The sequence below is a fragment of the Streptomyces pseudovenezuelae genome (assembly GCF_001513955.1).
In the GTDB taxonomy this organism is placed as follows: domain Bacteria; phylum Actinomycetota; class Actinomycetes; order Streptomycetales; family Streptomycetaceae; genus Streptomyces; species Streptomyces pseudovenezuelae.
The window spans coordinates 819,646-845,278 of record NZ_KQ948149.1 but is presented as its reverse complement, the minus strand read 5'-3'; the positions used below and the strand labels follow the sequence as shown (position 1 = coordinate 845,278).

The 25,633-nt window shown below is 71.0% G+C and carries 15 protein-coding genes and 1 pseudogene; 6 read left to right on the top strand and 10 right to left on the bottom strand.

Going from position 1 to position 25,633, the window contains the following annotated elements:
• The first annotated feature begins 92 nt into the window (after nt 1-92).
• Entirely contained in the window at nt 93-1,319 is a 1,227-nt protein-coding gene (locus AQI94_RS27930) for a DUF4185 domain-containing protein (RefSeq protein WP_031060132.1), read from the top strand.
• On the opposite strand, the gene AQI94_RS27925 is transcribed toward AQI94_RS27930, so the two are convergent.
• Nucleotides 1,255-2,280, bottom strand: a complete 1,026-nt coding sequence (locus AQI94_RS27925; protein ID WP_031060135.1) for a bile acid:sodium symporter family protein — start codon at nt 2,278-2,280, stop codon at nt 1,255-1,257. The genes AQI94_RS27930 and AQI94_RS27925 overlap by 65 nt on opposite strands.
• Before the next feature lie 182 nt (nt 2,281-2,462).
• Between AQI94_RS27925 and AQI94_RS27920 the strand changes: the two genes are divergently transcribed.
• A complete protein-coding gene (locus tag AQI94_RS27920; RefSeq protein WP_031060138.1) occupies nt 2,463-3,326 on the top strand; it encodes a LysR substrate-binding domain-containing protein in 864 nt (287 codons plus the stop codon).
• Nucleotides 3,327-3,647: 321 nt separating this feature from the next.
• The gene (locus AQI94_RS27915) at nt 3,648-5,474 is read left to right on the top strand and encodes an AMP-dependent synthetase/ligase (RefSeq protein ID WP_062229986.1); all 1,827 of its coding nucleotides are present in this window, start codon (nt 3,648-3,650) and stop codon (nt 5,472-5,474) included.
• Between the two features lie 15 nt (nt 5,475-5,489).
• Here the strand turns inward: AQI94_RS27915 and AQI94_RS27910 are convergent, their stop codons facing one another.
• The 5 genes from AQI94_RS27910 to AQI94_RS27890 are packed head-to-tail and all read right to left on the bottom strand — an operon-like array spanning nt 5,490 to nt 15,064.
• Nucleotides 5,490-7,520 carry a PQQ-dependent sugar dehydrogenase gene (locus AQI94_RS27910; RefSeq protein WP_031060147.1) on the bottom strand — a complete coding sequence of 677 codons (2,031 nt, stop codon included), beginning with the start codon at nt 7,518-7,520 and terminating at the stop codon, nt 5,490-5,492.
• A gap of 11 nt (nt 7,521-7,531) precedes the next feature.
• Nucleotides 7,532-9,781, bottom strand: a complete 2,250-nt coding sequence (locus AQI94_RS27905; protein ID WP_031060149.1) for an alpha-galactosidase — start codon at nt 9,779-9,781, stop codon at nt 7,532-7,534.
• On the bottom strand, nt 9,778-13,041 hold the full coding sequence (locus AQI94_RS44140) for a glycosyl hydrolase family 28 protein (RefSeq protein WP_225890273.1): 3,264 nt from the start codon (nt 13,039-13,041) through the stop codon (nt 9,778-9,780). The genes AQI94_RS27905 and AQI94_RS44140 overlap by 4 nt, the downstream gene beginning before the upstream one ends.
• 12 nt (nt 13,042-13,053) lie before the next feature.
• Nucleotides 13,054-13,845, bottom strand: coding sequence for a heparin lyase I family protein (locus AQI94_RS27895; RefSeq protein ID WP_031060155.1), 792 nt, complete (start codon nt 13,843-13,845; stop codon nt 13,054-13,056).
• 4 nt (nt 13,846-13,849) lie between these two features.
• Nucleotides 13,850-15,064 (bottom strand): glycoside hydrolase family 88/105 protein, encoded by a 1,215-nt coding sequence (locus AQI94_RS27890; RefSeq protein ID WP_031060158.1) that lies wholly within the window; start codon nt 15,062-15,064, stop codon nt 13,850-13,852.
• Nucleotides 15,065-15,363: 299 nt separating this feature from the next.
• On the opposite strand from AQI94_RS27890, the gene AQI94_RS27885 reads away from it, so the two are divergent.
• The gene (locus tag AQI94_RS27885) at nt 15,364-16,200 is read left to right on the top strand and encodes an aldo/keto reductase (protein WP_031060160.1); all 837 of its coding nucleotides are present in this window, start codon (nt 15,364-15,366) and stop codon (nt 16,198-16,200) included.
• 78 nt (nt 16,201-16,278) lie between these two features.
• Here AQI94_RS27885 and AQI94_RS27880 read toward each other — a convergent pair whose 3' ends face one another.
• Together AQI94_RS27880 and AQI94_RS27875 are read right to left on the bottom strand one after the other, a co-directional pair.
• On the bottom strand, nt 16,279-16,980 hold the full coding sequence (locus AQI94_RS27880) for an SDR family oxidoreductase (RefSeq protein ID WP_031060163.1): 702 nt from the start codon (nt 16,978-16,980) through the stop codon (nt 16,279-16,281).
• Nucleotides 16,981-17,049: 69 nt separating this feature from the next.
• Complete coding sequence (locus AQI94_RS27875; RefSeq protein ID WP_063801639.1) at nt 17,050-20,445, bottom strand: nSTAND1 domain-containing NTPase; 3,396 nt, start codon at nt 20,443-20,445, stop codon at nt 17,050-17,052.
• A gap of 346 nt (nt 20,446-20,791) precedes the next feature.
• On the opposite strand from AQI94_RS27875, the pseudogene AQI94_RS45785 reads away from it, so the two are divergent.
• Nucleotides 20,792-21,250 (top strand): annotated as a pseudogene (locus AQI94_RS45785) (glycosyltransferase family 39 protein); the annotation flags it as partial.
• Between the two features lie 794 nt (nt 21,251-22,044).
• Here the strand turns inward: AQI94_RS45785 and AQI94_RS43155 are convergent.
• Nucleotides 22,045-22,929: a class I SAM-dependent methyltransferase gene (locus AQI94_RS43155; RefSeq protein WP_078903008.1), complete on the bottom strand. Its 885-nt coding sequence runs from the start codon at nt 22,927-22,929 to the stop codon at nt 22,045-22,047.
• A gap of 112 nt (nt 22,930-23,041) precedes the next feature.
• Between AQI94_RS43155 and AQI94_RS27865 the strand changes: the two genes are divergently transcribed.
• Entirely contained in the window at nt 23,042-23,854 is an 813-nt protein-coding gene (locus tag AQI94_RS27865) for a phytanoyl-CoA dioxygenase family protein (RefSeq protein ID WP_031061160.1), read from the top strand.
• A gap of 40 nt (nt 23,855-23,894) precedes the next feature.
• Here the strand turns inward: AQI94_RS27865 and AQI94_RS27860 are convergent, their stop codons facing one another.
• On the bottom strand, nt 23,895-25,610 hold the full coding sequence (locus AQI94_RS27860; RefSeq protein ID WP_031061157.1) for a glycoside hydrolase family 6 protein: 1,716 nt from the start codon (nt 25,608-25,610) through the stop codon (nt 23,895-23,897).
• Nucleotides 25,611-25,633: the final 23 nt, after the last annotated feature.

Here is a 25,633-nt window from a genome sequence, read left to right as displayed (position 1 = left end):
GCGGAGATCACCGGCGCGGGCGCCGCCCCCGGGGACACCGTCCTGTGGCTGCCCATGGACCGGGTGCGCGAGAGCCGCTAACGTCGCGGACCGTGCCCGAGGACGCACGAGCACGTCAGCGAACCGGCACCGGCGTCGGTCTGCTGCTGGCGCTGGTGCTCGGAGCCGTGCTGCTGACCGCCCTTCCGGACGGCGACGGGCGGGACGGCGGCGACTGCACACCGCTCGCCGTCGGCTCCTGGTCGGCGGACGACCGCCTCACCGGCGAGTTCGCGCGCTACGGCGACGACGGCGCCCGCGGCGACGACTGGACCGGCGGCGACGGCACCCACTCGGTGCGGCTGCCCGACGGGCGGCTGCTGTGGCTGTTCTCCGACACCTATCTCGGCCAGGTGTACGGGCCGCCCAACCCGCTCGGCGAGTCGCACGCCTGGCGCGACTCCACCGCTCCCCTGGTGCGCAACTCGGCGGTGCTGATGCGCGACGGCCGCCTGGAGGCCACCCTCCCGGCGCCCCTGTTCCCGGACCCCGGCCCGAACCAGTGGCGCTGGCCGGTCGCGGCCCGCGTCGAACCCCGCTCCCCCGGCTCGGACGAACAGGTCCTGCGGGTGCTGCTGTGGGTGCGGACGGCGGGCCAGTACCCCTGGATCTACGGTGTCCCGGCCGCCACCGAGGTGGCCACGCTCACGCTGCCCGACCTGCGCGTCGAGTCGATCACCAAGGTCCTCGACGAGCAGCGGGTCAAGGACCCGTCCCGCCGGGTGCTGTTCGGGACCACGCTGGTCGAGGACGGCGGGTGGACGTACGTCTTCGGTGGCGACGACGGCCGGGCCGCGTCCCGTTCCGCCTCCTCGGCGTACGTGGCCCGGGTACCGGAGGGCGGGCTCGCCGAACCGGGCGCCTGGGAGTACTGGGACGGCTCGGAGTGGACCACCGGGGCCCGTCCGCGCCCGGTGCTCGGGGACGGGCGGCGCACCGGGGTGGGCAGCGCCTTCTCCGTCGTACGGCGGGACGGGACGTACGTGCTGTTCACCATGGCGGCGGGCGCGAAGGGGCTCGCGGCCGTGACCTCGTACTGGGCCTGCTCCCTCACCGGACCGTGGCACGGTCCGCAGAAGGACTTCGCCCCGGCCCTGCCCTCCGGTCAGGTCGCGGCCTACAACCCGCAGGCGCACCTCGAACTCAGCGGCGGGGGGCGGCTGGTGCTCAGCTACGACGTCAACTGGCTGGAGACGGGGGCCGCCGCGGCGCAGCTCAGCCGGAACGTGTCGCTGTACCGACCGCGGTTCGTGACGCTGCGGTTGACTCGGGCGCGCTGACCTCCCGGGCCTCGTCCGGGACCGGGTCGTGCGAGCGGCGCTTGGCGATGACCGCGCAGACCATCAGCTGCATCTGGTGGAACAGCATCAGCGGCAGCACGGCGAGTGAGGCGTGCGCGCCGAACAGGACGCTGGCCATGGGCAGTCCGGAGGCGAGGGACTTCTTCGAGCCCGCGAACTGGATGGCGATGCGGTCCTCGCGGCCGAAGCGCAGCGCCTTGGCGCCGTACCAGGTCAGGGCGAGCATCAGGGCGAGCAGGACGGCCTCGACGATCAGCAGCCCGCCGAGCCGGAGCGGGCTCACCTGGTGCCAGATGCCCTGGACCATGCCCTCGCTGAACGCGGTGTAGACGACCAGCAGGATCGATCCGCGGTCGACGAGACCGAGGACCTTCTTGTGGCGGGTGACGAAGCGGCCGATCCAGCGGCGCAGCAATTGGCCCGCCACGAACGGCACCAGCAGCTGGAGCACGATCTTCATCAGCGAGTCGGCCGAGAACCCGCCGCCGCTGTTGCCGAGCAGGGCGGCGGCGAGGAGCGGGGTGACGACGATGCCGACCAGGGAGGAGAAGGAGCCGGCGCAGATCGCGGCGGGCACGTTGCCGCGGGCCATCGAGGTGAAGGCGATCGAGGACTGGATGGTGGAGGGGACCAGGGTGAGGAAGAGCAGTCCCTGGTAAAGGGGGTTCGTCAGGAAGACCGGGACGAGTCCGCGGGCGGCGAGGCCCAGCAGCGGGAAGATCACGAACGTACAGGCGAGGACCGTGACATGGAGCCGCCAGTGCTTGAGGCCGTCCAGGGCCTCACGGGTGGACAGACGGGCGCCGTACAGGAAGAAGAGGAAGGCGATCGCCGCCGTGGAGGCTCCGGAGGCCACGTCCGCGGAGGTCCCGCGCGCCGGTACGAGGGCCGCGAGGCCCACCGTGCCGAGCAGCAGCAGGATGTACGGGTCGACCGGCATCCAGGCCGGCCACTTCAGGCGCTTCACGGTGCTCCACTTACTCGTGTTCGACGACGGTACGGGGACATGCCGGGTACCTCCCTCAGGACGGAAGATCCCCCTCCATCGTCCTCCCTCACCTCTTGATCGGGAATCCCGCATACCACTCTGACTGTCATCACGTATCGCGATAGGATCGCGCCATGTACGACGCGTCGCAGTTGCGCACGTTCCTCGCGGTGGCCCAGACCCTGAGCTTCACGCAGGCGGCCCGGCGGCTGGGGCTGCGTCAGTCGACCGTGAGCCAGCACGTACGGCGTCTGGAGGACGCCGCGGGGCGGCAGCTGTTCACCCGGGACACCCACTCCGTGGAGCTGACGGAGGACGGCGAGGCGATGCTGGGGTTCGCGCGGCGGATCCTGGAGGTGCACGAGCAGGCGACCGCGTTCTTCACCGGGACGCGCCTGCGGGGGCGGCTGCGGTTCGGGGCGTCGGAGGACTTCGTCCTCACCCGGCTGCCGGAGATCCTGGAGGGCTTCCGGTACGACCATCCCGAGGTGGACCTGGAGCTGACGGTCGAGCTGTCCGGCACCCTGCACGAGCAGCTGGCCGCCGGGAAGCTGGACCTCGTGCTCGCCAAGCGGCGGCCCGAGGACCCCCGGGGGGAACTGGTGTGGCACGACCGGCTGGTGTGGATCGGCGTGGAGCGGCTCCGCCTGGACGCGGACCGCCCGGTGCCGCTGATCGTCTATCCGCCGCCGGGGATCACCCGGACGCTGGCCCTGGAGGCGCTGGAGCGGCAGGGGCGCGAGTGGCGGATCGTGTGCACCAGCGGGAGCCTGAACGGGCTGATCGCGGCAGCGCGGGCCGGGCTGGGGGTGATGGCCCACTCGCGGGGGCTGGTGCCGCCGGGCCTGGTGCGGATGCCCGACCGGTTCGGGCTGCCGGAGCTCGGGCGGGTGGATTTCGTCCTGGTCCACGGCCGCCGGCGGCCGGCCGCTCAGGGCGCAGCGGACGCCCTGGCCGCCGCGATCCTGGCGGGCGGGGACCGGCTGCACCGACGGTGAGGCCCCCGACCGGAGTGACAGATTCCGGGCCGGCGGCGCTGAGGGAAGAAGAGGACGGCACCCCGGTGAACAACCGTTTCACCAGGGTGGCGAGCCGTGACCGGGACGTACAGATTCCGTGGAGATTGCGGCTCGGAAACTGACCCAACCGTCAGTTTTCTGTCCGACCCTTCCCCATGTGAGGGTATTTTCCGGTACTGACCAGGCCATACGTGAGCACCCCTCGGCTTCGGCCCCTCTCCCACGAGGGGTCAGGGTGGGGTAGCTTTCACGGCGCTGTGCGGAGCTTCACTGAGCGCCAGGGAGAGCGGGGAGCGGGGTTTGCGCGAGTTCACCAACCCTCCGTTGGCGTTGGCACCCCCCGTGGGCGGACTGGCCGACGTCGTCTTCGAGCATGCCCAGAACGACCCCGTGCACATCGCCCTCGGCCGCAAGGACGAGAACGGACGGTGGCGGGACGTCACGTCCGCGGAGTTCCGCGACGAGGTCCTGGCCCTCGCCAAGGGGCTGCTCGCCCAGGGCATCCGCTTCGGTGACCGGGTCGCGATCATGTCCCGCACCCGCTACGAGTGGACCCTGTTCGACTTCGCCCTGTGGACGATCGGCGCGCAGGTGGTGCCGGTCTACCCGACCTCCTCCGCCGAACAGTGCTTCTGGGCGCTGTACGACGCCGAGTGCACGGCCGCGATCGTGGAGCACGAGGACCACGCGATGACGATCGCCACCGTCATCGACCGGCTGCCGCAGCTGCACCGGCTGTGGCAGCTGGACTCCGGCGCGGTGCAGGAGCTGTACGACGCCGGCGCCGCCATCGAGGACGAGGTGGTGCACCGCCACCGGCAGGCGGTGACCCCGGACTCGGTCGCGACGATCATCTACACCTCGGGCACCACCGGCCGCCCCAAGGGCTGTGTGATCACCCACGGCAATTTCATGAACGAGGCGGACACCGTCATCGAGCGCTGGGAGCCGGTGTTCCACTCCAAGAAGGGCGACGAGGCGGCGACCCTGCTGTTCCTGCCGCTCGCGCACGTCTTCGGGCGGATGGTGCAGGTCGCGGCGATCCGCGGCGGGGTCCGCTTCGGCCACCAGCCGCAGATGAACGCGGCCGCCCTGCTGCCGGACCTGGCCGCGTTCAAGCCGACCTTCTTCCTCGGGGTGCCGTACATCTTCGAGAAGGTCTTCAACGCCTCCCGCCGCAAGGCCGAGAAGGAGGGCAAGGCGGGCCCCTTCGAGAAGGCCGTCGACGTGGCCGTGAAGTACGCCGAAGCCCTGGAGGCCAAGGCCTGGGGCCTCGGTCCCGGTCCCTCGGCGGGGCTGCGGATGCAGCACCAGCTCTTCGACAAGCTCGTGTACTCCAAGATGCGGGCGGCGATGGGCGGCCGCATCAAACAGGCCATGACCGGCGGCTCGGCCATGGACCGCAGGCTCGGGCTGTTCTTCGCCGGCGCGGGCGTGCACATCTACGAGGGGTACGGCCTCACCGAGTCGACCGCGGCCGCCACCGCCAACCCGCCCGAGCGCACCCGCTACGGCACGGTCGGCCAGCCGATCCCGGGCATGACCGTGCACATCGCGGACGACGGCGAGATCTGGCTGTACGGCCCCACCGTCTTCCAGGGCTATCTCAACAACGAGAAGGCCACCGACGAGACCCTGCACGACGGCTGGCTCGCCACCGGCGACCTCGGCTCCCTCGACGAGGACGGCTACCTCACGATCACCGGCCGCAAGAAGGAGATCCTCGTCACCTCCGGCGGCAAGAGCGTCTCGCCCGGTGTGCTGGAGGAGCGGGTGCGCGACCATCCGCTGGTCTCGCAGTGCATCGTCGTGGGCAACGACCGGCCCTACATCGCCGCGCTCGTCACCCTCGACCAGGAGGCCGTCGAGCACTGGCTGGCCATGCGCGACAAGCCCCGGATGTCCCCGGCCCAGCTGGTGCGCGACACCGACCTGGAGACCGAGGTGCGGCGTGCCGTGGTGGCCGCCAACACCCTGGTCTCCCAGGCCGAGTCGATCCGCACCTTCCGTATCCTGGCGCAGCCCTTCACCGAGGAGCACGGGCTGCTGACCCCGTCGCTCAAGCTGAAGCGCAAGGCGATCGAGACGGCGTACTCGGGCGAGGTCGAGGCGCTGTACCGGGCCTGACGGCCGGGCGGCCGGTCAGCTGATCGTCACGCGGAAGATCTTGTCCGAGCCGTCCGCCGCTCCTCCGTTGTTGTCGCAGTTGGTGGTCGACAGCCACAGCTGGTCGGCGCCCGGCACCTTGGTGACCGTGCGCAGCCGGCCGTAGGTGCCCACGTAGTACGCGGTCGGCGTGCCGACGCTCTCGCTGTCCCCGCTGATCGGGATCCGCCACAGCCGCTCGCCGCGCAGGGAGGCCATGTAGACGACGTTGCGCACGATCGCGATGCCGCTCGGCGAGGCCTCCGACACGTTCCAGGTGGCCTTCGGATTGGTCATCCCCGCGGTGGAGCAGGTGCCCTCGCAGATCGGCCAGCCGTAGTTGGCGCCGGGCTTGATCAGGTTCAGTTCGTCCTTGGAGCTGTTGCCGAACTCCGCCTCCCACAGCCGGCCGCCCCGGTCGAAGGCGAGGCCCTGCGGGTTGCGGTGGCCGAGGCTGTAGACGTAGGTGCCGAACGGGTTGCCGGGGGCCGGCTCGCCGTTTGTGGTCATGCGCAGGATCTTGCCGTTGAGGGAGTTCTTGTCCTGCGCCAGGTCGGGTGTCTGGGCCTCGCCGGTGGAGACGTAGAGGTAGCCGTCGGGGCCGAAGGCGAGGCGGCCGCCGTTGTGGTAGCGGTTCTTCTTGATGCCCTGCAGCAGGACCTTGTAGTCGCTCAGCGTGGTCCCGTCGTACGTCATGCGGACCACGCGGTTGCCCTCGGACGCGGTGTGCATGAAGTAGACGTGGTGGTTCGTCTCCCATTTCGGGTCGACGGCGACGCCGAGCAGTCCGCCCTCGCCGTTGGTGGTGACGGCGTTCGGGACGGTGCCGACCTGCGTCCTCGTGCCGTCCTTGGTGACCTTCCAGACCCGGAAGTCGTCCCGCTCGGTGACCAGCGCGCTCTTGCCATCGGGCATCCAGAAGACGCCCCAGGGGATCGTCCAGCCCGAGGAGAGCGTGGAGACCGAGGACGGGACACCGCCGTCGGTGGCGCACGCCTTGGTGGTGAAGGTGACCGTGTTGCTCGCCGGGGAGACGTTGCCGGCCGCGTCGCGGGCGACGACGTTCAGGCTGTAGGGGCTGTTGCAGGCCAGCCCGGTCAGCGTGGTCGAGGTGCCGCTGGTGACGGACTTGTAGACGGTGGTGTCACTGCGCACGTCGTAGCCGGCGACCGCCCGGTCGTCGGTGGAGGCACCCCAGCTCAGTGCGGCGCTGTTCGCCGTGACGTCCGCCGCGGACAGGGTGCCGGGTCTCGTCGGCGGGGTGGTGTCGGAGCTGGGCCGGGTGGTGCAGTCGACGACGGGGCTCGCCGGGGACGTGTTGCCGGCCGCGTCACGGGCGATGACGGTGAGGTTGTAGGTGGTGGCGGGGGTGAGGCCGGTGAGCGTCTTGCTGGTCGAAGTGCCGGGCGCCTCACCGATCTTGTTGCCGTGCTCGTAGAGGTCGTACGCCGTCACGCCGACGTTGTCGGTGGCGGCGCCCCAGGCCAGCGTGAGCCCGTCCTCGCCGATGTCGGAGCAACTGGGCTGACCGGGACGGCTCGGGGCCTGGGAGTCGGTGGCCGCGTCGACGCCGATGCGGTCGAGGTTGGGACCGCCGGCGGCGGTGGTGGCGGTCGCGCGGATCTTCGCGGAGCCCGCGGTGAGCGGGACGTCGACGGTCCTGGTGGCCCAGGTGTTCCAGTCGGCGGTGGCCGGGAAGGAGACGGCCGGCGACACAACCGTGCCGTTGACGGAGATGTCCATGGGACGGTCGGTGGCGGTCCCGTTGGCGTAGCGGAAGGTGACGGCCGTGGTGCCCGCGGAGGCCGCGCGCACCGTGAACTCCACGTACGAGCCTGTGACGTTGGTGTAGTCGACGAAGCCGGTGCCGGTGTACCCGGTGTGGTTGGTGGCCACCGTGCCCTGGACGACGGTCGCGTCCTCCGCCTGGTAGTCGGTGGCCGCGAGCGCGCTCCCCTGGCTCAGTCCGGTGAGCGGCAGAGCGAGGGCGGCGGCGAGGCCGTAGGGCAGAAGTCTGTTGGTTTTCACGGTTGTTCCCCTCAGCCCGTGTACTGGGTGAAGACCTTGAGGTAGTCGTACGGCTGCTGTGTCACGCCGCTGCACGAGTCGCCGTCGGTGCCCGAGCCGCAGGGGCGGTCGCGGTTGACGGACCAGTACGTGAGGCGCCCGATGTGGTGCTGCTGGGCGTAGGCGAGCATGGTCCTGAAGTCGGCGACGCGGACGCGTTCACCGGAGTCGTCGGTCTTCCCGTTCATCGAGGACAGGCCGATGTGGGCGTAGGCGGTGGCGTCGCTGTAGCCGTAGGCCGACTTGACGCGGGCCTTGAGGCCCTCCATGGCCTGGGTGGTGAGGGTGCCCATGTTCGTGGTGCCGCCGCCGAAGTCGAACGGCATGATGCACCAGACGTCGTTCGCCAGGCCCGAGTTGGCGGCCCGTTTGATCATGTCGACGCCGGTGGAGTCGGGGCCGCTGGTCGTGGTGCCGAAGGTGATGACGGTTTTCAGGCCCGGGTTGTTCGCCTTGACCGTCTTCAGCGCGTCGACGACCCGCTGCCGTACGGTCGCGTTGGACCACTCGGTGTTCTCGATGTCGATGTCGAGGGCCTTCAGCCGGTAGGCGTTGATCACCTTCTGGTAGGCGCCGGCGAGCGCCGAGGCGCTGGAGCACTTCTCGCCGAGCTTCGCGCCGCTCCAGCCGCCCACGGAGACCATCACGTCCCCGCCGGCTCCTCTGATCGCGTTGATCTTCGCCTGGTCGTCGCCGCCGGTGAGCGGACGGGAGCCGTCCCACTTGGGGTTGCAGGTGCCGTCCGAGAGGATGAAGGCGAGGGTGAACCACTTGACGCCGGTCGCCGACATCACGGCCGTGGGGTTCTGGGGGCTGCCCCAGCCGAGGTACTCGTAGGGGGCGACGGCCATCCCCGGTGAAGCCGCCGCCGCCTTGAGGGAGTTGACGGGCTTGACGCGGATGAGCCGGGTCTCGCCCGGGCGCAGGGTCGCGCTGTAGGAGTCCGCGATCACGCCCTTGTGCGAGCCGGACCACAGGTCGGTGACGTCACCGGAGCCGGTGAACCCGGCCTGCGACCAGTTCACGCTCACGGTCGCGTTGCCCGAGGTGCCGGTGTTGAACAGGGCCACGACGTACTGGCCGTCGCTCTCCTTCTTGCTCCAGACCTGCCGCACACCGCTGTCGACGATCCGCTTGGCCGCGACCCCGTCCTGGTCGACGCCGATCAGCCGGTCGTTGGTCAGCATCGCCTTGTCGACGGAGTCGAGGTGGGTGAGGTCGGTGCCGAGCAGCAGCGGCGAGGCCGCCATCGCCCACAGGGTGAAGTGGGAGCGCCGCTGGTCGGCGGTCAGGCCCACCTGGTCGCCGTTGCCGATCTCCAGCGAGTCCAGGTCGTTCCAGCCGCCCGGTCCGGCGTACGGCTGCCAGGAGGCCGCCGCGTCGAAGCGCTTGGAGACGTGGGACCAGTCGGTGAGCGGATAGCCGCTGCCGTTGCTCCCCGGCCCGCAGTAGCACTCCACGTCACCCTGGGTGCGCCAGCTGTTGGCCAGTCCGCGCCAGGTGGTGGCGTCGGCGATCGGGAGGTTGTTGGAGAGCGCGAAGGTGATGGGCCGTCCGGTGGCCCTCAGTGCCTTGTCCCAGGCCCGCACGTCGGGGACGTCCTGGCTGCCGACGCCGTCGATCTTCAGGTAGTCGACTCCCCACGAGGCGAACTGCTTGGCCCAGGAGTTCACGAACTCCTGGGAGCCCGGCTTGGAGTAGTCGATGTAGTACATGTTCTTGCAGTTGTAGTTCTTCTCGGTCCTGGACGTGTCCGCGATGTCCTTCGCGTGGTAGGCGGTGCTCTCGATCGGCGTGTTCTTCGTGACGGCGTTCTTCGCGATGCCCGGGGTCACGTAGAAGCCGAACTTCAGGCCCTTGGAGTGGACGTGGTCGGCCAGGGCCTTGATCCCGCCGGGGAACTTGGCCGTGTCGACGGCCCAGCGGCCGTAGTCGTCGACGACGAAACCGTTGGAGTCGCACTTCTGCCAGAAGTCGTCGAGGTTGACCTGCACGAAGCCGTGGTCCTTGAGGCCACTGGCGACCAGCGCGTCGGCCTGCGCCTTGATCTTGGCCTCGGTCGGTGTGCGGCGCACGAAGCTCCAGCTGGACCAGCCCATGGCGGGCCGGACGGACTGGCCGTTGTCGGAGGCGGCCGCCGGATGGGCGGTGCCCACGAGCGGCACCGCCGCGGCGATGAGCAGGCCCGCCACCGTGGCCGTGAGCGATCTGATACGGATCATGACTGTCCCCTGTTCGCGGGTGTGGCGTACGACGTGCCGATCCACGCCTCGTCGATGCGCAGTCGCTGGTAGCGGGTGGTGTCGGTGGCGGCGGCCCAGGTGGTGTCGACCTCGATGCGGACGTACCGGGCGTTCGCCGCGGTCAGGTCGATGCCCTGGATCCCACGACGGCTGGGGAGTTGCCCTGTCTTGACGGCACTCCCCCAGGTCGAGCCGTCGTCGCTCAGATACACCTTGTAGTCCTTGATCCGCGCCGACTGTTCGGTGTCCGAGCGGGCGTAGGCGACGGAGTCCTCGCGCTGGTTGAGCCCGAGGTACTGCACCTTCTTGGCGGAGCCGAGGTCGAAGGTGAGGTTCACGGGCAGCGTCTTGTTGTTGTCCCAGTAGGTGAGGTGATCGCCGTCGCCCGCGGCCGATCCGGCGTGACCGCTCGCCGAGGCGCTCGCGCTCACCTTGACGCCGGTGAGGATGCCCTGACGGCCTGCGGTGGTGACCTTGAAGACGGTGTCGTACGGGTCCCAGCCGGCGAGCCCGGTCAGGGTGAGCACCCCACCCGACTGCGACCACGAAACCGCTTTGCCGGTGCGGAGGTCGGCGACCGAGGCGATCCGGTAGCCGTTGTCGCGGATGCGCAGCGTGCTGGTGCTGGGCGGGGTCAGGACGTGGAGGTACTGGCGGTTCGGGTCGTCCTTCGCGATGGTCGTCACGCCGTGCGCGCCGTCGTTCCAGAAGCCGGGCTTGAGGCCGCCGTACATGTAGCCGCCGCCCTCGGTGCCGTGCAGGGACTCCCAGATGGGGTCCAGGTAGGAGTCGGCGAAGGTGTTGAAGGCGGCCTGGTTGGCCGGGAACCTGCCGTTGACCTGGGCGGTCTCAGCCATCAGTGCCTTCACGGACGAGCCCGCGTTGGTGATGAGCCGGCCGAGGGTCAGCGCCTTGTCCACGGACGGGTTGGAGCCGTCGAACCACCAGGCGCCGGTGGACGGCAGCTTGAAGTCCGCCTCCGTCAAACGGGGTTGAGCGGTGTAGATGGCCTGCGGATAGTCGTAGGCCGGCGTCATCCCCGTCTTCTGCTCATTGCTGATCATGTCCATGATCGGCGTGTCCTCGTTGTTGTTGCTGAGCGTGTAGCCCGGGCGCTTCTCGTAGATCTGCCGGTAGAGGTCGTGGCTCTCCCAGTACGCGTTGTCGTTGTCGATCCAGAAGCCGCCGAGGTCGGGATAGCGGTCCATGACCTCGAAGAAGTTGTCGTAACTGAACTGCCCGAAGCCGTCGTTGGTGGTCAGGTCGACGTTCTTGCCCTTGTAGGAGGAGTACGCGGCGGAGTCGAGCCACTCGTGGCCGCCCTCGTCGTGCCACTGGGGGTCGTTGGTCATGTAGAGAATGACCTTCAGACCCTTCGCCTTGGCCGCCGTGATCAGCTCGCCGAGGAAGTCCCGCTTGGTGGTGCAGGATCCGGGGATCCTGGACGGCCAGGGGCGGGCGTAGCCGAGGCGGCTGTGGAAGCTGGCGAGGACCAGGTACTGGGAGTGCAGTTTCTGGGCCTCCTTCACCCAGTAGTCCGGGGTCCAGCCACCGTTCGTGACGTCGTTCTCCCAGGTGGTGCAGCTGGTGTGGGCGGGCGCGGTGCGCAGGCCCCAGTGCAGGAAGAGGCCGCCGACGGAGTCGCGGAGGAAGTCCTGGCGGGGGTTGTCCAGGTCGAGCGGCTTCACCGCCGTGCCGCAGTCCTGGCTGCCCGAGACGCGGAGGGCGCCTCCTGAGGTGTCGTGACTGTCCGTCAGGCAGACACCGGAAGCGTCCTGGAGGCCGACGTCGTACGGGGAGTCGCCGCCCTTCTGCGCGGTGAACCGGGTCAAGCGGACGCCACTCGCCGCGTTGGCGATGACCGCCGGGCGGCCGTCGTCCGCGGCGAACTTCACGGAGCTGTCGGTGAACTGGACGTTGTCGGCGTTGTGCAGGTACCAGCCGTACGCCGGCCGGGTGCCGATGGCCTTGGGGTTGTAGTCGTTCGGGTCGTTGTCGGGCACCGCGGTGGACATGGTGCCCTTGCCGCCGGGAACCGTGAGGTCGACGTCGGTGAAGGTCACGCCGTTGATCCGGTGGCCGGTCTCGCCCCACAGGGTCGGGCTGAAGGACGGGCTGCTCCCGGTGGCCGTGATGTCGTCGTACGTGATGTCGCTGATCGATCCGACGCCGGGGCTGTTGCCGCACCGCTTTCGTGTGCCGATCTTCTGCATGATCGGCGAGTGGACGTTCGTCATCGTGATGCCGCGGTAGTGGACGTCGGAGATCTTCGCGCCATCCATGGAGACCATGCCGAGGCCGGACTTGTCGGCGCCGTCGATACGGATGTTCTCGAACCGGTAGTCCGAGAAGTCGCCGCAGGTCTCCGAGCCGAACATGAGGGCGTTGCAGCAACGCGCGGACAGGAAGCTGTCGTTGACGCGGACGTGGCCGTTGGGGAGCTTGGCGCCGAGGGCGTAGTCGCTCTTGAAGACCAGGGCGTCGTCGTTGGCGCTGATGTGCGCGTTCGTCACCGTGACGTTCGTCGTGGAGATGATGTTCCAGCCGTCGCGGTCGCTCGCGGTGTCGATGGTCAGGTGGTCCGAGGTGACGTTCTTGCAGCCGTTGACGAGGGCGGCGAAGTGGCCGCCGCGGCGGAGGGTGAGGCCGTCGCCGATCGTGAGTCCGTCGCACCGGGTCAGGGAGATGATCTTGTCGGCCTCGCCGGACTTCGGGTTGCCGGTGATCAGGTTGCCCATGCCGTCGATGACGCCCTGGCCGACGAAGCCGATGTCGGTCAGCCGGTCACCGTGGATCATGGCGTCGCGGAAGTGGCTGTGCCCGTAGTCCTGGTAGGCGTCGTACGGGTTGGACTCGGCCTTGTCGTAGGTGTCGGCGCCGGAGCCCTGGAGGGTGGCGCCCTTGTCGAGCCGGAGCGTCACATGGCTCTTCATGTGGATGGTGTTCTTCGACCTGTAGTCACCGGGCGGGAAGTGGACGACTCCGCCGCCCGCGGCCGAACTCGCGGCGGTGACGGCCTTGTTGACGGCGGGGGTGTCGTTGGCGGAGCCGTCTCCCTTGGCGCCGTAGTCGCGGACGTCGAAGACGGCGGCGGCCGGGGAGGGTTCCTGCGGGTCCTGCGGACCCTGCGAGGCGGCCTGGGCCGCCGGGTGGCCGAGTCCCAGGACGAGGGCGACGACGAAGAGAACGATCGCCGCTCGGGAGCGGGAGCGGGAGTGTGGATCTGTGGGGGGTCGCAAGGTGACGGCTCCTCAGACGAGTTGGTAGCCGCGCAGGTTGGTCAGCAGCAGGTAGGTGTTCTGGAGGGAGCCGGAGGTGTCGCCCAGGGAGCGGTAGATGCCCCACTTCGGGCGGACGCGGTCGGCGAGGAAGGTGTCGACGCCGGTCTTGGACGCGTCGACGACGGTGGAGCCGCCGGACTTCAGGATCCAGCGGACCGAACCCGCCGAACCGTCGCCGACCTTGATCTGGAAGTCGACGTCGGTCCATTTGTCGTGCAGCGGGTCCAGGTCGGTGCGGCCGACGAGAATGTCGTCGACGGCGAGCTTCAGCTCGATGGTCTGCCTGCCGTTCACCCGGCGCAGGGACTGCACGACGATCGGCGAGGTGCCGCTGCCGGGCTGCTTCATCTGCATGATGTGGGTGAAGGTCGTGGTCGCCTTGAGGGAGCTCGGGATGTACATCGAGTAGGTGAGCCGCCAGGTCTGGCCCTTCGTCCACTTCAGGTAGTTGCCGCCGCTGCCGTTGCGCAGCCCGGTGACCTCCTGGCGCTGGCGGTCGGTGGAGGTGTCGCGGTCGACGGTGTGCATGTCGAAACGCCAGTTGTCGCCGGTGGCGTAGATGTGCGGCTGTCCGGCGGAGTGCGAGTCGGCGCGGTCGTCCTCGATCGTCTCGAAGGCACCCAGGCCGTCGCCGCTCGCGGACGGGGCCCACTTCTGCTGCCAGGAGGCGGCGTGGGCGGTGGTCGCCTGCGGCAGGCCGACCGCGGCCGCCGTGGCGCCGCCCAGCGCGGCACCCAGCAACCCCCTTCGTGATGTGCTCATGACACTAATCACCTCGCAGTTGTTCGTTCATGATCAGGAAGGCGCCCAGGCCGTGGAAGTCGTCGGTGGCCCGGGTGCGGGCGACGTAGTACGCGTAGTCGCCGACGTTGGTGCCGACGGAGATGTCGGCGAGACGGGTGCGTCCGTCCGGGCCGACCGAGAGCCTGGCGAGCACGCCCTCGTAGCCGCGGTGCGCGACGGCCTCGAAATGCCGGTCCAGGTATCCCCGCCGGGCGCCGCGGGAGAGGGCGTAGGTGAACATGCTGGAGCAGGACGTCTCGGTCCAGTTGTCGCTCCGGCCGCCCTTGTCGATCACCTGGAACCAGCGACCGGTCGCCGGGTCCTGGTACTTCTCCAGGCCGGCCGCCAGCTTCCGCAGGATCGCGAGGAGCCGGGGGCGACGGGGCTGGTCCGCGGGGACCGCGTCGAGGACGTCGACGAGCGCCATGGCGTACCAGCCGACCGCCCGGCACCAGTGCTCGGGGGCGAGCCCGGTCTCCGGATCGGCCCAGCTCACGGTCCTCGACTCGTCGTAGGCGTGTCTCAGCAGCCCGCTCGCGACCTGGAGGTGGCCTCCGTAGACGGCGAGCTGCCGCGCCGCCTCGGCGTCCGTGGCGCCGCTCTCGCCGAACTCCTCTCCGTACTCGACGAGGAAGGGGTTCACCATGTAGACGCCGTCCGCCCAGAGCTGGTGGGCGCGGCTCGCGGTGTCGGCGTGCCAGAAGCCGCCGTCGTCCGTGCGCGGGTAGGTGGCGAGACGGTCGAGGATCTTGCGCGCGGCCGTGCGGTAGCGGGCCTCGCCCGTCTCGTGGTGGAGGATCACCAGCAGCCGGCCCGCCTGCATGCTGTCCAGGCTGTTGAACGACTGGCCGATGGAACCGTCCGCGCCGACGAAGCGGTCGACATAGCTCTTGATGTACGCGAGGTAGCGGGCGTCGTGGGTGCGCCGGTAGGTGAGGTACTGGCCGTAGAGATACAGGCCGACCGGGTAGGACCAGCCTCCGATGGTGCTCGGCGTGTAGCGGGCCATGGTGGAGTCGACCATGGCGACGGACCAGTCCGGGTCCGCGCGCGGACCGGTGGAGGAGCCGGCGGGGGAGCCGGTGGGGGAGCCGGTGGGGGAGCCGGCGGGCGGGGGCGCGGCGGCCGGCAGGGTGACCAGGGTCGCGGTGGTGAGCGCGAGGGTCGCCAGAGCGGCGCGAAGACGACGGCGTGTCATGTTCCTCCCTCTCCATGAGCCAGGAGACACGGGAAACATCGGATGAAAGCCAATACGAATTCATATCCGTGAACCGAGTTCAGGATTCCGCTCGGCTGGCGCGATCCAGAGTCGCGGCAGGGCCGTCGGCGGTCAATGGTCTGTACCGAAGACGTCGGATGCATTTCCGGCCAATTTCGGCCATCGCCTGCTGACCGGCGGGTCAGTCGGGACGGATTCCGCGGTCAGGAATGCATCGGGCCTCGTGATCGTTGACGATGGGAGTACCACCTGACGACAACCGTAAGGATCAAGAGCTCGTGAGCAGCAAGGTCCCCCCGATCATCCTCAACAACGGCGTCGAGATGCCCCAGCTGGGTTTCGGTGTCTGGCAGGTGCCGGACGACGAGGCTGAGAGCGCGGTCACCACGGCACTGGAGGCCGGGTACCGCAGCATCGACACAGCGGCGATCTACGGCAATGAAGTGGGCACCGGCAAGGCCATCGCCGCCTCCGGAGTGGCCCGCAAGGACATCTTCGTCACCACCAAGCTCTGGAACAGCGACCAGGGCTACGACGCGACCCTGCGCGCCTTCGACACCTCGCTGGACAAGCTCGGCCTGGACTACGTGGACCTGTACCTGATCCACTGGCCCACGCCCTCCCGCGACCTGTACGTCGACACCTACAAGGCGTTCGAGAAGCTGCACGCGGACGGCCGGATCCGGGCCATCGGCGTCTCCAACTTCGAGCCCGAGCACCTGGAGCGGCTGATCGCCGAGACGTCCGTCGTCCCGGCCGTCGACCAGATCGAGCTGCACCCGCACCTGCAGCAGAGCGCGGCCCGCGAGTACCACGCGGAGCAGGGCATCGCCACCGAGGCCTGGTCGCCGCTCGGCTCCGGCAAGGGCCTCCTGGAGGTCCCGGCCGTCGTGGCCATCGCGCGGAAGCACGACCGCACCCCGGCTCAGATCGTGCTGCGCTGGCACCTCCAGCTCGGCAATGTCGTGATCCCCAAGTCCGTGACCCCGTCCCGGATCAAGGAGAACATCGAGGTCTTCGACTTCAGCCTGGACACCGAGGACCTCGCGGCGATCAGCGCGCTCAACGAGGACCGGCGCCTCGGCCCGGACCCGTCGACGTTCAACGCCGCCTGACGCACCAACGCCTCGGTCGGCGGTGGGCCCCCTGTCACGGGGACCCGCCGCCGGCCGTCGTGTGTCCGGCGTGAGCCGTCAGACGGGCTGTCCGATGGGCCGTACGACCACGGTGTTGACGTCGACGCCCTCCGGCTGCCGTACGGCCCACACGACCGACGCGGCGATCTGGTCCGCGGTGAGCAGATGGCCGGGCGGCAGGCTGCCGTAGCCGTCCCAGAACGGCGTCTCCACCCGGCCGGGCGCGATCAGGGTGACCCCGACGCCGAACTCGGTCACCTCACGGCGGGCGTTCTCGGCGAGCCCGGTCACCGCCCATTTCGTGGCCCCGTAGATGTTGCCGGGCCCGTGGACGAACCCGGCGACGCTGCCGACCAGGACGATCCGGCCGCGGGTCTCCTTGAGCGCGTCGATGGAGGCGCGGATGAGCAGGGCGGGGCCGAGCACATTGGTCAGCACCATCTCGGTCCAGCCGGCGGGGTCTCCCGCCGCCACGGTGTCATGGGTGGCGAAGCCCGCGTTGGCGACCACCGTGTCCAGCCTGCCGAACTCCTTCAGCGTGCCGTCCACGGCGGCCCTGATGTCGCCGTACTCGGCCGCGTTGCCGACGAACGTCAACAGCCCCTGCGGGTTGCCCAGTTCCTCGGCGAAGGCGCGCAGACGCGGCTCACCGCGGCCGGTGACGGCCACCCGGTGCCCCGCGTCGAGCAGTTGCCGCGCGACCGCGGCGCCGATACCGCTGCCGCCGCCGGTGATGAGCGCGACCGGTGAGTCGGACATGTCTTCCCCCTGAGTGCTGCTGTCATCTCGTGGACGGCAGGGAGTACATCAGTTGAAGCGTTCTCGAAGTCAAGAGCCGCAGGTACGGCGGTGGTCGGCCGAGGGGAACCAGCGCCGCCACTCGGTCGCGGTGAAGCCCCGCGACACCCGGGCGCACACCGTCCGGGCTGCCCGGCCCGGAGCCAACGGGAGTGTCCTGTCGGCGAGATGGGGGGTGGCGATGTGCAACTCGGCGCCGTCCGGGGTGAGTCCGAGGGCGAGCGCCGGGGCGTCCCCCACGGGAAGGGCCGCGGGCGGGAGAGCGGGCGTGGCTGTCTCCCACACCTGCACCGAGCCCCCGGGGTCGCTCACGGCCACCAGCGAGCCGTCGGCGGAGAAGTCGAGGGCCAGCTGGTGGCGGTTGGAGCCGCCGCCGCGCAGGACGGCCAGTCTGCGCCAGGAGCGCGCGTCCCACAGGGTGATGCGGCCGCGGACGTCGGCGACGGCGAGCCGGTGGCCGTCCGGGCTGAAGGCGCCCTCCGTGAGCCAGTCCTCGCCCTCGACGCCGCGGCCTCCCCCGGTCCGCCTGCCGGTCGAGACGCTGACGAGGGTGCCCTCCGAGGTCAGGGCGGTACGGCCGGTCGGGTCGACCGTGACGACGGTCTGCCGGTCGACGGCCGGTGCCCGCGCGGCCCGCACCGGCCGGCCACGGGTGTCGAACGCGGCGCTCCGTGCCGCGCTGTCCCGCCAGGCGGTTGCCGTCAGTCCCTGGAGCGAGAGGGTGTGCACCGAAGCGGTCCGCCCCTGTTCACGGTAGCGCAGCACGCCCGCGCCGAGGTCCAGGCGCAGGTCGCCCACCGCGGAGGAGTCGACCGGGAAGGTGAGCAGCGGCTCGCGCGCGCCGTCGTCCGCGGGTTCCGGCAGGCCGGGACGCCACAGCGCGACGGAGCCCGGCGTCCAGGTCAGGGCGTAGTCCCCGGCGAACTCCAGGTACCCGCTGCCGGTCAGGGGCAGCCGGGGCCGTTCGCGTCCGGTCCGCAGGTCCCAGGTCACGATCCCTTCGGAGGTACTGGCCGCCACGCCCCGGCTGTCGGCGGTGAAGGTGAGCTCGTCGCCCCGGCACAGGGCGTCGCCGGTGGCGGCGGCCACGGTGACGGCGGCGGGGCGCGCCTCGCGGGTGTCGAGGACGCGCAGCCGGCCGCCGTGGTCCGTGCACCAGGCGAGATAGCGGCCGTCGGGGCTCTGGGCGGGCAACGCCCCGTCGTCACTGCCGCGTTCGTACCGGAACCGTATCCGCTGCCGCGCCACGTCCCACACCTCCAGCGTGGCCCGCGAGCCGGTCGCGCCGTGGAGGAGACGCCGTACGAGCAGGGTGCCGCCGTCCGGGGCGAACTCCACGTCGACGTCCCGCGAGGCGCCGAGCGGCAGCCGGTACGTCGTGCCGCGGGTGAGGTCGCCGACGAGCAGGCCGGTGCCCTCAGGAGCCATGTAGGCGACGGACCGCCCGTCCTCGCTGACGTCGGTGACGCCCTCGGTCAGCCCCCGGAACGTCACCGACCGCAGCCGGCGGTGGGCCGGCACGTCCCACTGGACGAGCGCGTCGCGCACCACAGTGGACAGGATCCGCCCGTCCCGGCTGAGCCAGGAGGGGGCGTTCTGGGTCCGGGCGTCCTCCCCCTGGTCGGGCTCGGTGAACACGTCCCGCTCGCTCTGCGCGGCGGCCGTGCGCAGGGCCTGCCGGGTCTCGGGCAGGTCGGCGGTCCGCCAGGCGGCCAGGGCCAGCCGCATCGCGGTGCGCGGATCGTCCTGGCGCAGCGTGTCCACGAGGGCGGCGGCCCGGCGGGCCTCGGCCTCGTCGCGCTGCCGTGCGCTGACCCCGCTCTGCCGCCAGGCGGCCGCGCCCGCGGCCATGGCCAGGACCAGCAGGACGGCGAGCGCCGCGGTCAGGGCACGCAGCCGGCGGGCGGCGCGGATCGCGGCGCGGCGGCCGTGTTCGTGGGTCTCGACGCTCGCGGCCAGGAAGTCGCGTTCGAGCCGGTTCAGTTCGCCGTCGCCGCCGAAGGCCTCGCGGGCCCGCGTCAGCCGTGTGCCCCGGTACAGGGCGCCCGCGTCCCGCCCCAACGCGTCCCAGGTGAGGGCGGCTTCGGTGAGTCCGCGGTGCAGGCGCAGCCGTTCACGGTCCTCGGCCAGCCAGCCGCGCAGCCGTGGCCAGGCGCCGAGGAGTGCCTCGTGGGCGAGATCGACGGTGCTGCCGTCGACCGTCAGCAGCCGGTTGCGGACGAGCAGTTCGAGAACCCGGGCCGTCGTCGCGTCGGCGTCGAGTTCCGTGCGGTCCACGGGCCGGCGGGTGTCCTCGGTGCCGTCGCCGGGGTGCACCATCCGCAGCAGCAGGCGGCGCAGCGCGGCGGCCTCGGCGGGGGTGCACCGGGCGTGCACGGCCTCCGCGGTGTGGGCGACGGCGCCGCGGACTCCGCCGACGGCCTCGTAGGCGGCGAGGGTGAGCGTCCTGCCGGTGCGTCGGCGCCAGACCTCGCGCAGCGCGTGGGCCATCAGCGGCAGCCCGCCCGGTTCACCGGCCACGTCCGCGACGATCCGCGCGGTCAACGCCCGCTCCACCACCAGTCGTCGAGCGGCCGCGGGACGGACCACGGCCTCCCGCAACGCGGTCGGCGGCATCGGCCCGAGGAGCAGGGTGGAGTCCCGCAGGGCCTCGGCGAGCGGCCCGTGTTCGGCGCACCGGCCGTAGAAGTCGGCCCGCACGGCGAGCACCGCGCGCAGCCGGGACGCCGGGTCGGCGGCCGTCAGCAACTCCCGCAGAAATCCGGCGCGTTCCTCCGGGTCGGCGCAGAGCGTGAAGACCTCCTCGAACTGGTCGACGACGAGGAGGGTGTCGCCGGGACCGTCGTGCGGGGTGAAGAGGGCCCGGTGGGTGCGCAGGGGGTGGGAGCCGGGGGTGAGGAGGCGGATGGTGGCCAGTTCGGGGCTCCGCGTGGCCGAGGGTGCCCGCAGCGCCGGTATCAGTCCCGCCCGCAGCAGTGACGACTTGCCGCTGCCGCTCGCCCCGGTCACCGCCACGACCCTCTTCGCGGCGGTCGTGCGGGCGAGTTCGGCGATCAGTTCGTCGCGGCCGTGGAAGTGTTCGCCGTCCCCCGGCTCGAAGCGGGCGAGTCCCGGATAGGGACCGTCCTCGTCGTCGGTGTCGTCGAGGACCCGCGCGTCGGCCGACTCGTCGCGGGCCGCCCGCCACCGCGCCTCCCACTCCCCCGGATCACCTCCGCACGCGGAGACGTAGACCAGGAACACGGGCAGGGTCGGCAGCCGTTCGCCGGCCGCGGCGGCGGAGAGGGTGGGCGCCGAATAGCCCGCACGGGCGGCCATGGCGCGGTAGGTCGGTGTGCCCGCCTCGTCGCGCAGCTTGCGCAGCTCGTACGCGAGCCGCTGCACGGCTCCCGCTCCAGGATCGAGCGGTTTCTCCCGGCGCCCCATGTCCGTCTCCCCCTTCGCTCACGACCGTCCCGTGTGTCGGCAACTCCCGCGAAATTGATTGACGCCCCGATCCGGGGCTGCCCAACAATCCGCCGGCCCCTGAACTCGTCGGTGCACGCCCGCTCTTCGGGCCCCGTGCTCCCGCCACGCACCGGAGTCAGCCATCGCCGCCACACACTCACCAGGACCCCTGCTACGGCCGGTCCGGTTGCCGTCCGCCCCGTCCGCGCCCCGCGCCCGGTTCCCCCGGCACACCCTCGTCCCGGCCGTGTTCTCCCTCGCCCTCGGCCTGTGGGGCGTCCGGCGCGACGGCAGCATATGGCGGGACGAGGTGGTGACGTACGACATGGCGCGGCGCTCGCTGCCCGACCTGTGGGCGGCGCTGGGCAACGCCGACGCCGTGCACGGCCTGTACTACCTGTTCATGCACGCCCTGTTCCGGGTGTGCGAGGGTGCGGACCCGCTCCTGGTGCTCCGCCTTCCCTCGGTCCTGGCGACGGCGGTGGCCGCGGCCGGACTCGCCCTGCTGGGTCACCGCCTCGCCGGAACGCGCGCGGGCCTGCTGGCCGGCCTCGCCTTCGCCGTGCTCCCGCCGGTCCAGCGGTACGCGCAGGAGGGCCGCTCCTACGCGCTCGTCTGCGCGTTGGTGGTCTGGGCGACGTACCTGCTGGTGCGGGCGGCGGACCGGCGTACGGCAGGTGCCTGGGCGGCGTACGGCACGGTCCTGCTCCTCGCCTGCCTGCTCCACGAGTTCGCGGTGCTGGCCGTGCCCGCGCACCTGTCGGCTCTTCAGCGTCCGGCCCGCCGCCCCGCCCTGCGGGTGGCCCTCGTGGTCTGCGCCGGTCTGGCTCCCCTGGCCGCGCTGAGCACGCGCCAGTCGGACCAGGTGTCGTGGATCGGCGGCCCGGGGGCGGGCGCGCTGCTCGGCTTCGCCGCGACGACCGCACTGGCCCTGGCGTGTGCCCTCCCGCTCCGGCACGGCCCGCTGCCCCGCCTGGCGCTGCCCCTGACGGTCCTGCCCGCGCTGACCCTGCTGCTCCTGACCCCGCTGAAGCCGCTCTACGTGGACCGTTACGTCCTCTACGGCCAGGCGGGCGCGGCCCTCCTGATCGGGGCGGCCCTCGACCGGCTGGGCCGGACCCGGGCGCTCGTCATGGGCGTGGCCCTGCTCGCGCTGCTGCCGGTCACCCTCCAGGTGCGCACCCCGGACAGCCGCACCGACGATGCCGCCGCGGTCACCCGGGCGATGGCCTCGGTCCGCGCCGACGGCGTCCTCTACCTGCCGTCCCGGCGCCGGGTGTGGTCCCTGGCCGACCCGGGATCGGTGCGGCGGCTGCGCGACCTGGCCCTGGCCCGTGGCCCGGCCGCCTCGGGGACCCTGTACGGCACGGAGGTGACCGCCGCCGTCCTGCGCGCCCGCATGCTGGCGACGGAACGGATCGTCGCGGTCTCCGACCCGGTGGGCGAGCCGCTGGACCCCACACCGCTGGAGCGGATCAAGCGCAGGATCCTGGCCGACTGCTTCGCGCCCGGCCGGGTCCAGGAGGTCCGGGGCGCTCGCGTCACGGAGTACGTCCGCGCGCCTGCCCAGGCCCGCCCTCAGCCGGGCCGCACCGCGGTGTGCACGGTGTGCACGGCCAGCACGAACAGATCCGCCCGGCGGTGCACGCTCGCCGCGTCCTCGGGATCGAGCAGCCGGTCGAGGGTGTCGCGGTCGTCCGCGTCCAACTGCTCCCCGAACACGTCCCGCAGCCGCCCGAGCGACGCGGCGATGTACGCGCGGGCCCGGTCGGTCGTCGGCGCCGGAAGATCCAGCATGAAGCTGCGCGTACCGGTGTGCCGCAGCTCCGCGGCGGCCATCAGCGCGGTCCAGTCCTCGACCTCGGCGACGGAGTCGGGCAGCCCGGCCCGCATCCGGGCGAACCACTCCTCCTCCAGCGCGTCGAGCCGCGCCTGCAGGCCGGGCCGCCCGATCCCGATGTCCCGGGGCAGGAAGCGCGCCGGCAGCCCGCCCTCCATCAGCGCCAGGGTGCCGCCCCGCGCCAGCCGCGCGGCGAACGCGGCGATCCCGGCCCGCTGGTCCCCCAGGTGGTGCAGGCTCCGGCTGGCCCAGAGCAGGTCGACCGGATAGTCCAAGTCGTCGAGGGCTCCGGGCAGTTCACCGGCGAGGGTGCCGAAGCGGTCGGCGACTCCGAGCCGCTCGGCCCGGGCCCGCGCCCGCTCCAGCAGCGGCTCGGCCCCGTCGACGGCGACCACCCTGGCCCCCGGGAACGCCTCGGCCAGCAGACAGGACAGCACCCCGGGCCCACTGCCCGCGTCCACGATCAGGCCCGGCTCGGTCTGCTTGTGCCCGAGCCAGGCCAGGGCCCGCTCGTACAGCGGCGTGAACAGTTCCGCCTGGGTCTGAAGATGCCCGGCCATCCGGGACCAGTCGATGTCGGTGTGGTCGTGGTGGTGACCGCGGGTGTCGTCGTCGTGCGCCATGCTGCCAGCCTCTCGTCGGGACGCGGCCAGCGTGCGCCGACGCACCGCGAAGAAGCCGGCGATGTTGCCACGACGGCAAGAAACGCGGCACGGCGGACGGCACGAAAACGGGATGCGTCCACCGCTGCCGGACCCCCAGGATGACCCCATGGACGACGAACTGGTGGAGCGCTTCCTCGACGACGGATTCGTGAGGATCGAGGGCGCCTTCCCGCCCCGCGTCGCCCAGCACTGCGCGTCGCTGCTGTGGCGGGAGACGGGCTACGACCCTGCGGACCCGGCCTCCTGGAAGGACCCCGTGGTGTGGGTGGCCGGGATGGCACAGGGTCCGTTCGCGGCGGCCGCGAACACCCCGGTCCTGCACGAGGCGTTCGACCTGCTGGTGGGCGAGGACCGCTGGCAGTCCCGCTACTCCCTGGGCAGCTTCCCGTTGCGTTTTCCGCACGCGGAGGAACCCGACGACGCTGGCTGGCACATCGAGGGCAGCTACCTCCCCGAGGGCGCGCCGCCCGGCAGGTACCACACCAACCTGCGCTCCAGGGACCGCGCCCTGCTGATGCTGTTCCTGTTCAGCGAGGTCACCGAGTCCGACGCCCCGACCCGTATCAGGGTGGGCTCCCATCTCGACGTACCCCCGGTCCTGGAGCCGTACGGCGAAGAGGGCGCCTCCTTCCTGGAGTTGGGCCCGAAGGTGGACGAGGCCTCGGCGCACCGCCCGGTCGCCCTCGCCACCGGGAGCCCCGGTGACGTCTACCTCTGCCACCCCTTCCTGGTCCACGCGGCCCAGCCCCACCACGGCACACGGCCGCGTTTCATGGCGCAGCCGCCTCTGCTCCCGGCCGAGCCGTACGGGCCGGACCGCCCGGACGGCGACCGTTCGGCGGTGGAGATCGCGATCCGCCGGGGCCTGGCCAAGGGGAACTGACCGGACCCCGGCGGGGTGTCGCGCCGCGTGCTCGGCAGGTCTAGAGCGCCGGGTACGCGTTCTTCATGAGCTCCTGGAACTGCGCCGAGAACCAGTGCCCCGACAGCGGGGCGTTCGGCAGCGCACCGGACATGTTGTTGTTGTTGCGCGGGTTGCCGGTGTACGTCGGGTCGCACATCCGGTCGAAGCCCTTGCCCTCGTCGTTCGGGACGGCAGAGCTCGCCCCGTCGGACTCACCCGGAGGCTTGATCCACACGTAGGCGTCGATCCCTGCGGCCGGAGCCGCCTTGGGACGCTCGCCGAGACCAGCTCCCGACTGGTTGCACCAGTTGCCGACGTGGATGCGCCGGTCGATCCGGCCCCCCTCGACGTAGGTGTCCACGTTCGTCATGGCACCCGGACCGGTCGGCCGGGCGGAACCGCCCCAGCCGTTGCGGGAGGTGTCGATCAGCATGCCCACGCCGGAGGGGAAGCCCTGGTTCACGGCCTCCTGGCGGAAGGCCTGGGCGTAGGAGAGCTCGTCGGTGTACCGGTTCCAGTCGACCCACTTCGACTCGCGCACGGACTTGCCGCCCACGGAGTCGTTGATGGTGAAGTACTGCTCCTTCAGCGCGCTGTAGTTGGCGGTGTTGGTGATGAAGCCCTGCACGTCGTTGATCGTGGCGCCCTCGGCGGTGGCGGCCTGCTTGATCGTCTGGACGGTCGCGGAGAAGTTGTCGTCCCAGCCGAGCCAGCCGTGGTGGCCGGCGTCCACGTAGTTGTAGACGTTGGGGGCGTCACCGAGCTTGTTGAGCGCGTAGCCGACGCCCTTGACGTAGTTGCCGTTGGCCTTCATCGTGTCGCAGTTCGCGGTGGCGGTGGCCCGGGGCGTGACGTTGGTGACGAGGTTGGGCAGCGAGTCGATCTCGATGGTGTTGACGATCCGCAGCGAGGCGTACTTGGAGTCGGCGAGGATCGCGGCGATCGGGTCGATGTACTGCGTCTTGTACTTGTCGATCTCCGTCGGGCCCAGTTCGCCGTTGGAGGCGAGGGCGGAGCAGTCGCGTCCGGGCAGGTCGTAGATGACCAGCTGGACGACGAGTTCTCCGGAGCCCTTCTGCTTGAGCGCCTCGTCGAGGTGGGCGCGCAGGCCCATCTTGCCGCCGGTGCCGTTGATCGCGGCGATCCGGTCCAGCCACACGCCGGTGGGCTGGTTGGAGATGCGGCTGCCGCCGGGTTCGGCGGCGGCGTTGGCGGCCCACTCGGGGTTCACGTACACCTTGGCGCCCGCGTACGGGTTGTCGACCCGGGTGCCGGGCGTGCCGGGGTCGGTCGGGCCCGGGTCGGTCGGACCGCCGCCGTCGACGTTGCAGGTCACCCCGTCAAGGGTGAAGGTGGCCGGGACGGCGTTGGTGCCGCTGTAGCTGCCCTGGAAGCCGAAGCTGACCGAACCGCCGGTGGCGAGCGTGCCGTTGTAGGACTCGTTGGCCGCGGTGACGGCCGTCCCGCTCTGGCTGATCTTGGCGTTCCAGCCGCTGGTGACCTTCTGGTTTCCGGCGTACGCCCACTTCAGCGACCAACTCGACTTGGCTGTGCTGTTGTTGGTGATGGTGACGGCGGCGGTGAAGCCGGTGTCCCACTGGTTCTGCACCTTGTAGTCCACGGTGCAGGGGACGGCGGCGAGGCCTGCGTCCCCGGGGGCCACGGCCAACGCGGTCCCGGAGGCCCCGGCGACGAGCGCCAGGGCAGCGAGGAGCGCTGTTCTCGTACGACTCATGAGTGCGGGTTCCTTCTCGTTCG

Bases quoted from the DNA above. Each gene is read 5' to 3' on its own strand.
- AQI94_RS27925 (WP_031060135.1), bottom strand. From the start codon at position 2,280: ATGCCGGTCGACCCGTACATCCTGCTGCTGCTCGGCACGGTGGGCCTC.
- AQI94_RS27920 (WP_031060138.1), top strand. From the start codon at position 2,463: ATGTACGACGCGTCGCAGTTGCGCACGTTCCTCGCGGTGGCCCAGACC.
- AQI94_RS27905 (WP_031060149.1), bottom strand. From the start codon at position 9,781: ATGATCCGTATCAGATCGCTCACGGCCACGGTGGCGGGCCTGCTCATC.
- AQI94_RS27895 (WP_031060155.1), bottom strand. From the start codon at position 13,845: ATGAGCACATCACGAAGGGGGTTGCTGGGTGCCGCGCTGGGCGGCGCC.
- AQI94_RS27890 (WP_031060158.1), bottom strand. From the start codon at position 15,064: ATGACACGCCGTCGTCTTCGCGCCGCTCTGGCGACCCTCGCGCTCACC.
- AQI94_RS27880 (WP_031060163.1), bottom strand. From the start codon at position 16,980: ATGTCCGACTCACCGGTCGCGCTCATCACCGGCGGCGGCAGCGGTATC.
- AQI94_RS27875 (WP_063801639.1), bottom strand. From the start codon at position 20,445: ATGGGGCGCCGGGAGAAACCGCTCGATCCTGGAGCGGGAGCCGTGCAG.
- AQI94_RS43155 (WP_078903008.1), bottom strand. From the start codon at position 22,929: ATGGCGCACGACGACGACACCCGCGGTCACCACCACGACCACACCGAC.
- AQI94_RS27865 (WP_031061160.1), top strand. From the start codon at position 23,042: ATGCGTCCACCGCTGCCGGACCCCCAGGATGACCCCATGGACGACGAA.
- AQI94_RS27860 (WP_031061157.1), bottom strand. From the start codon at position 25,610: ATGAGTCGTACGAGAACAGCGCTCCTCGCTGCCCTGGCGCTCGTCGCC.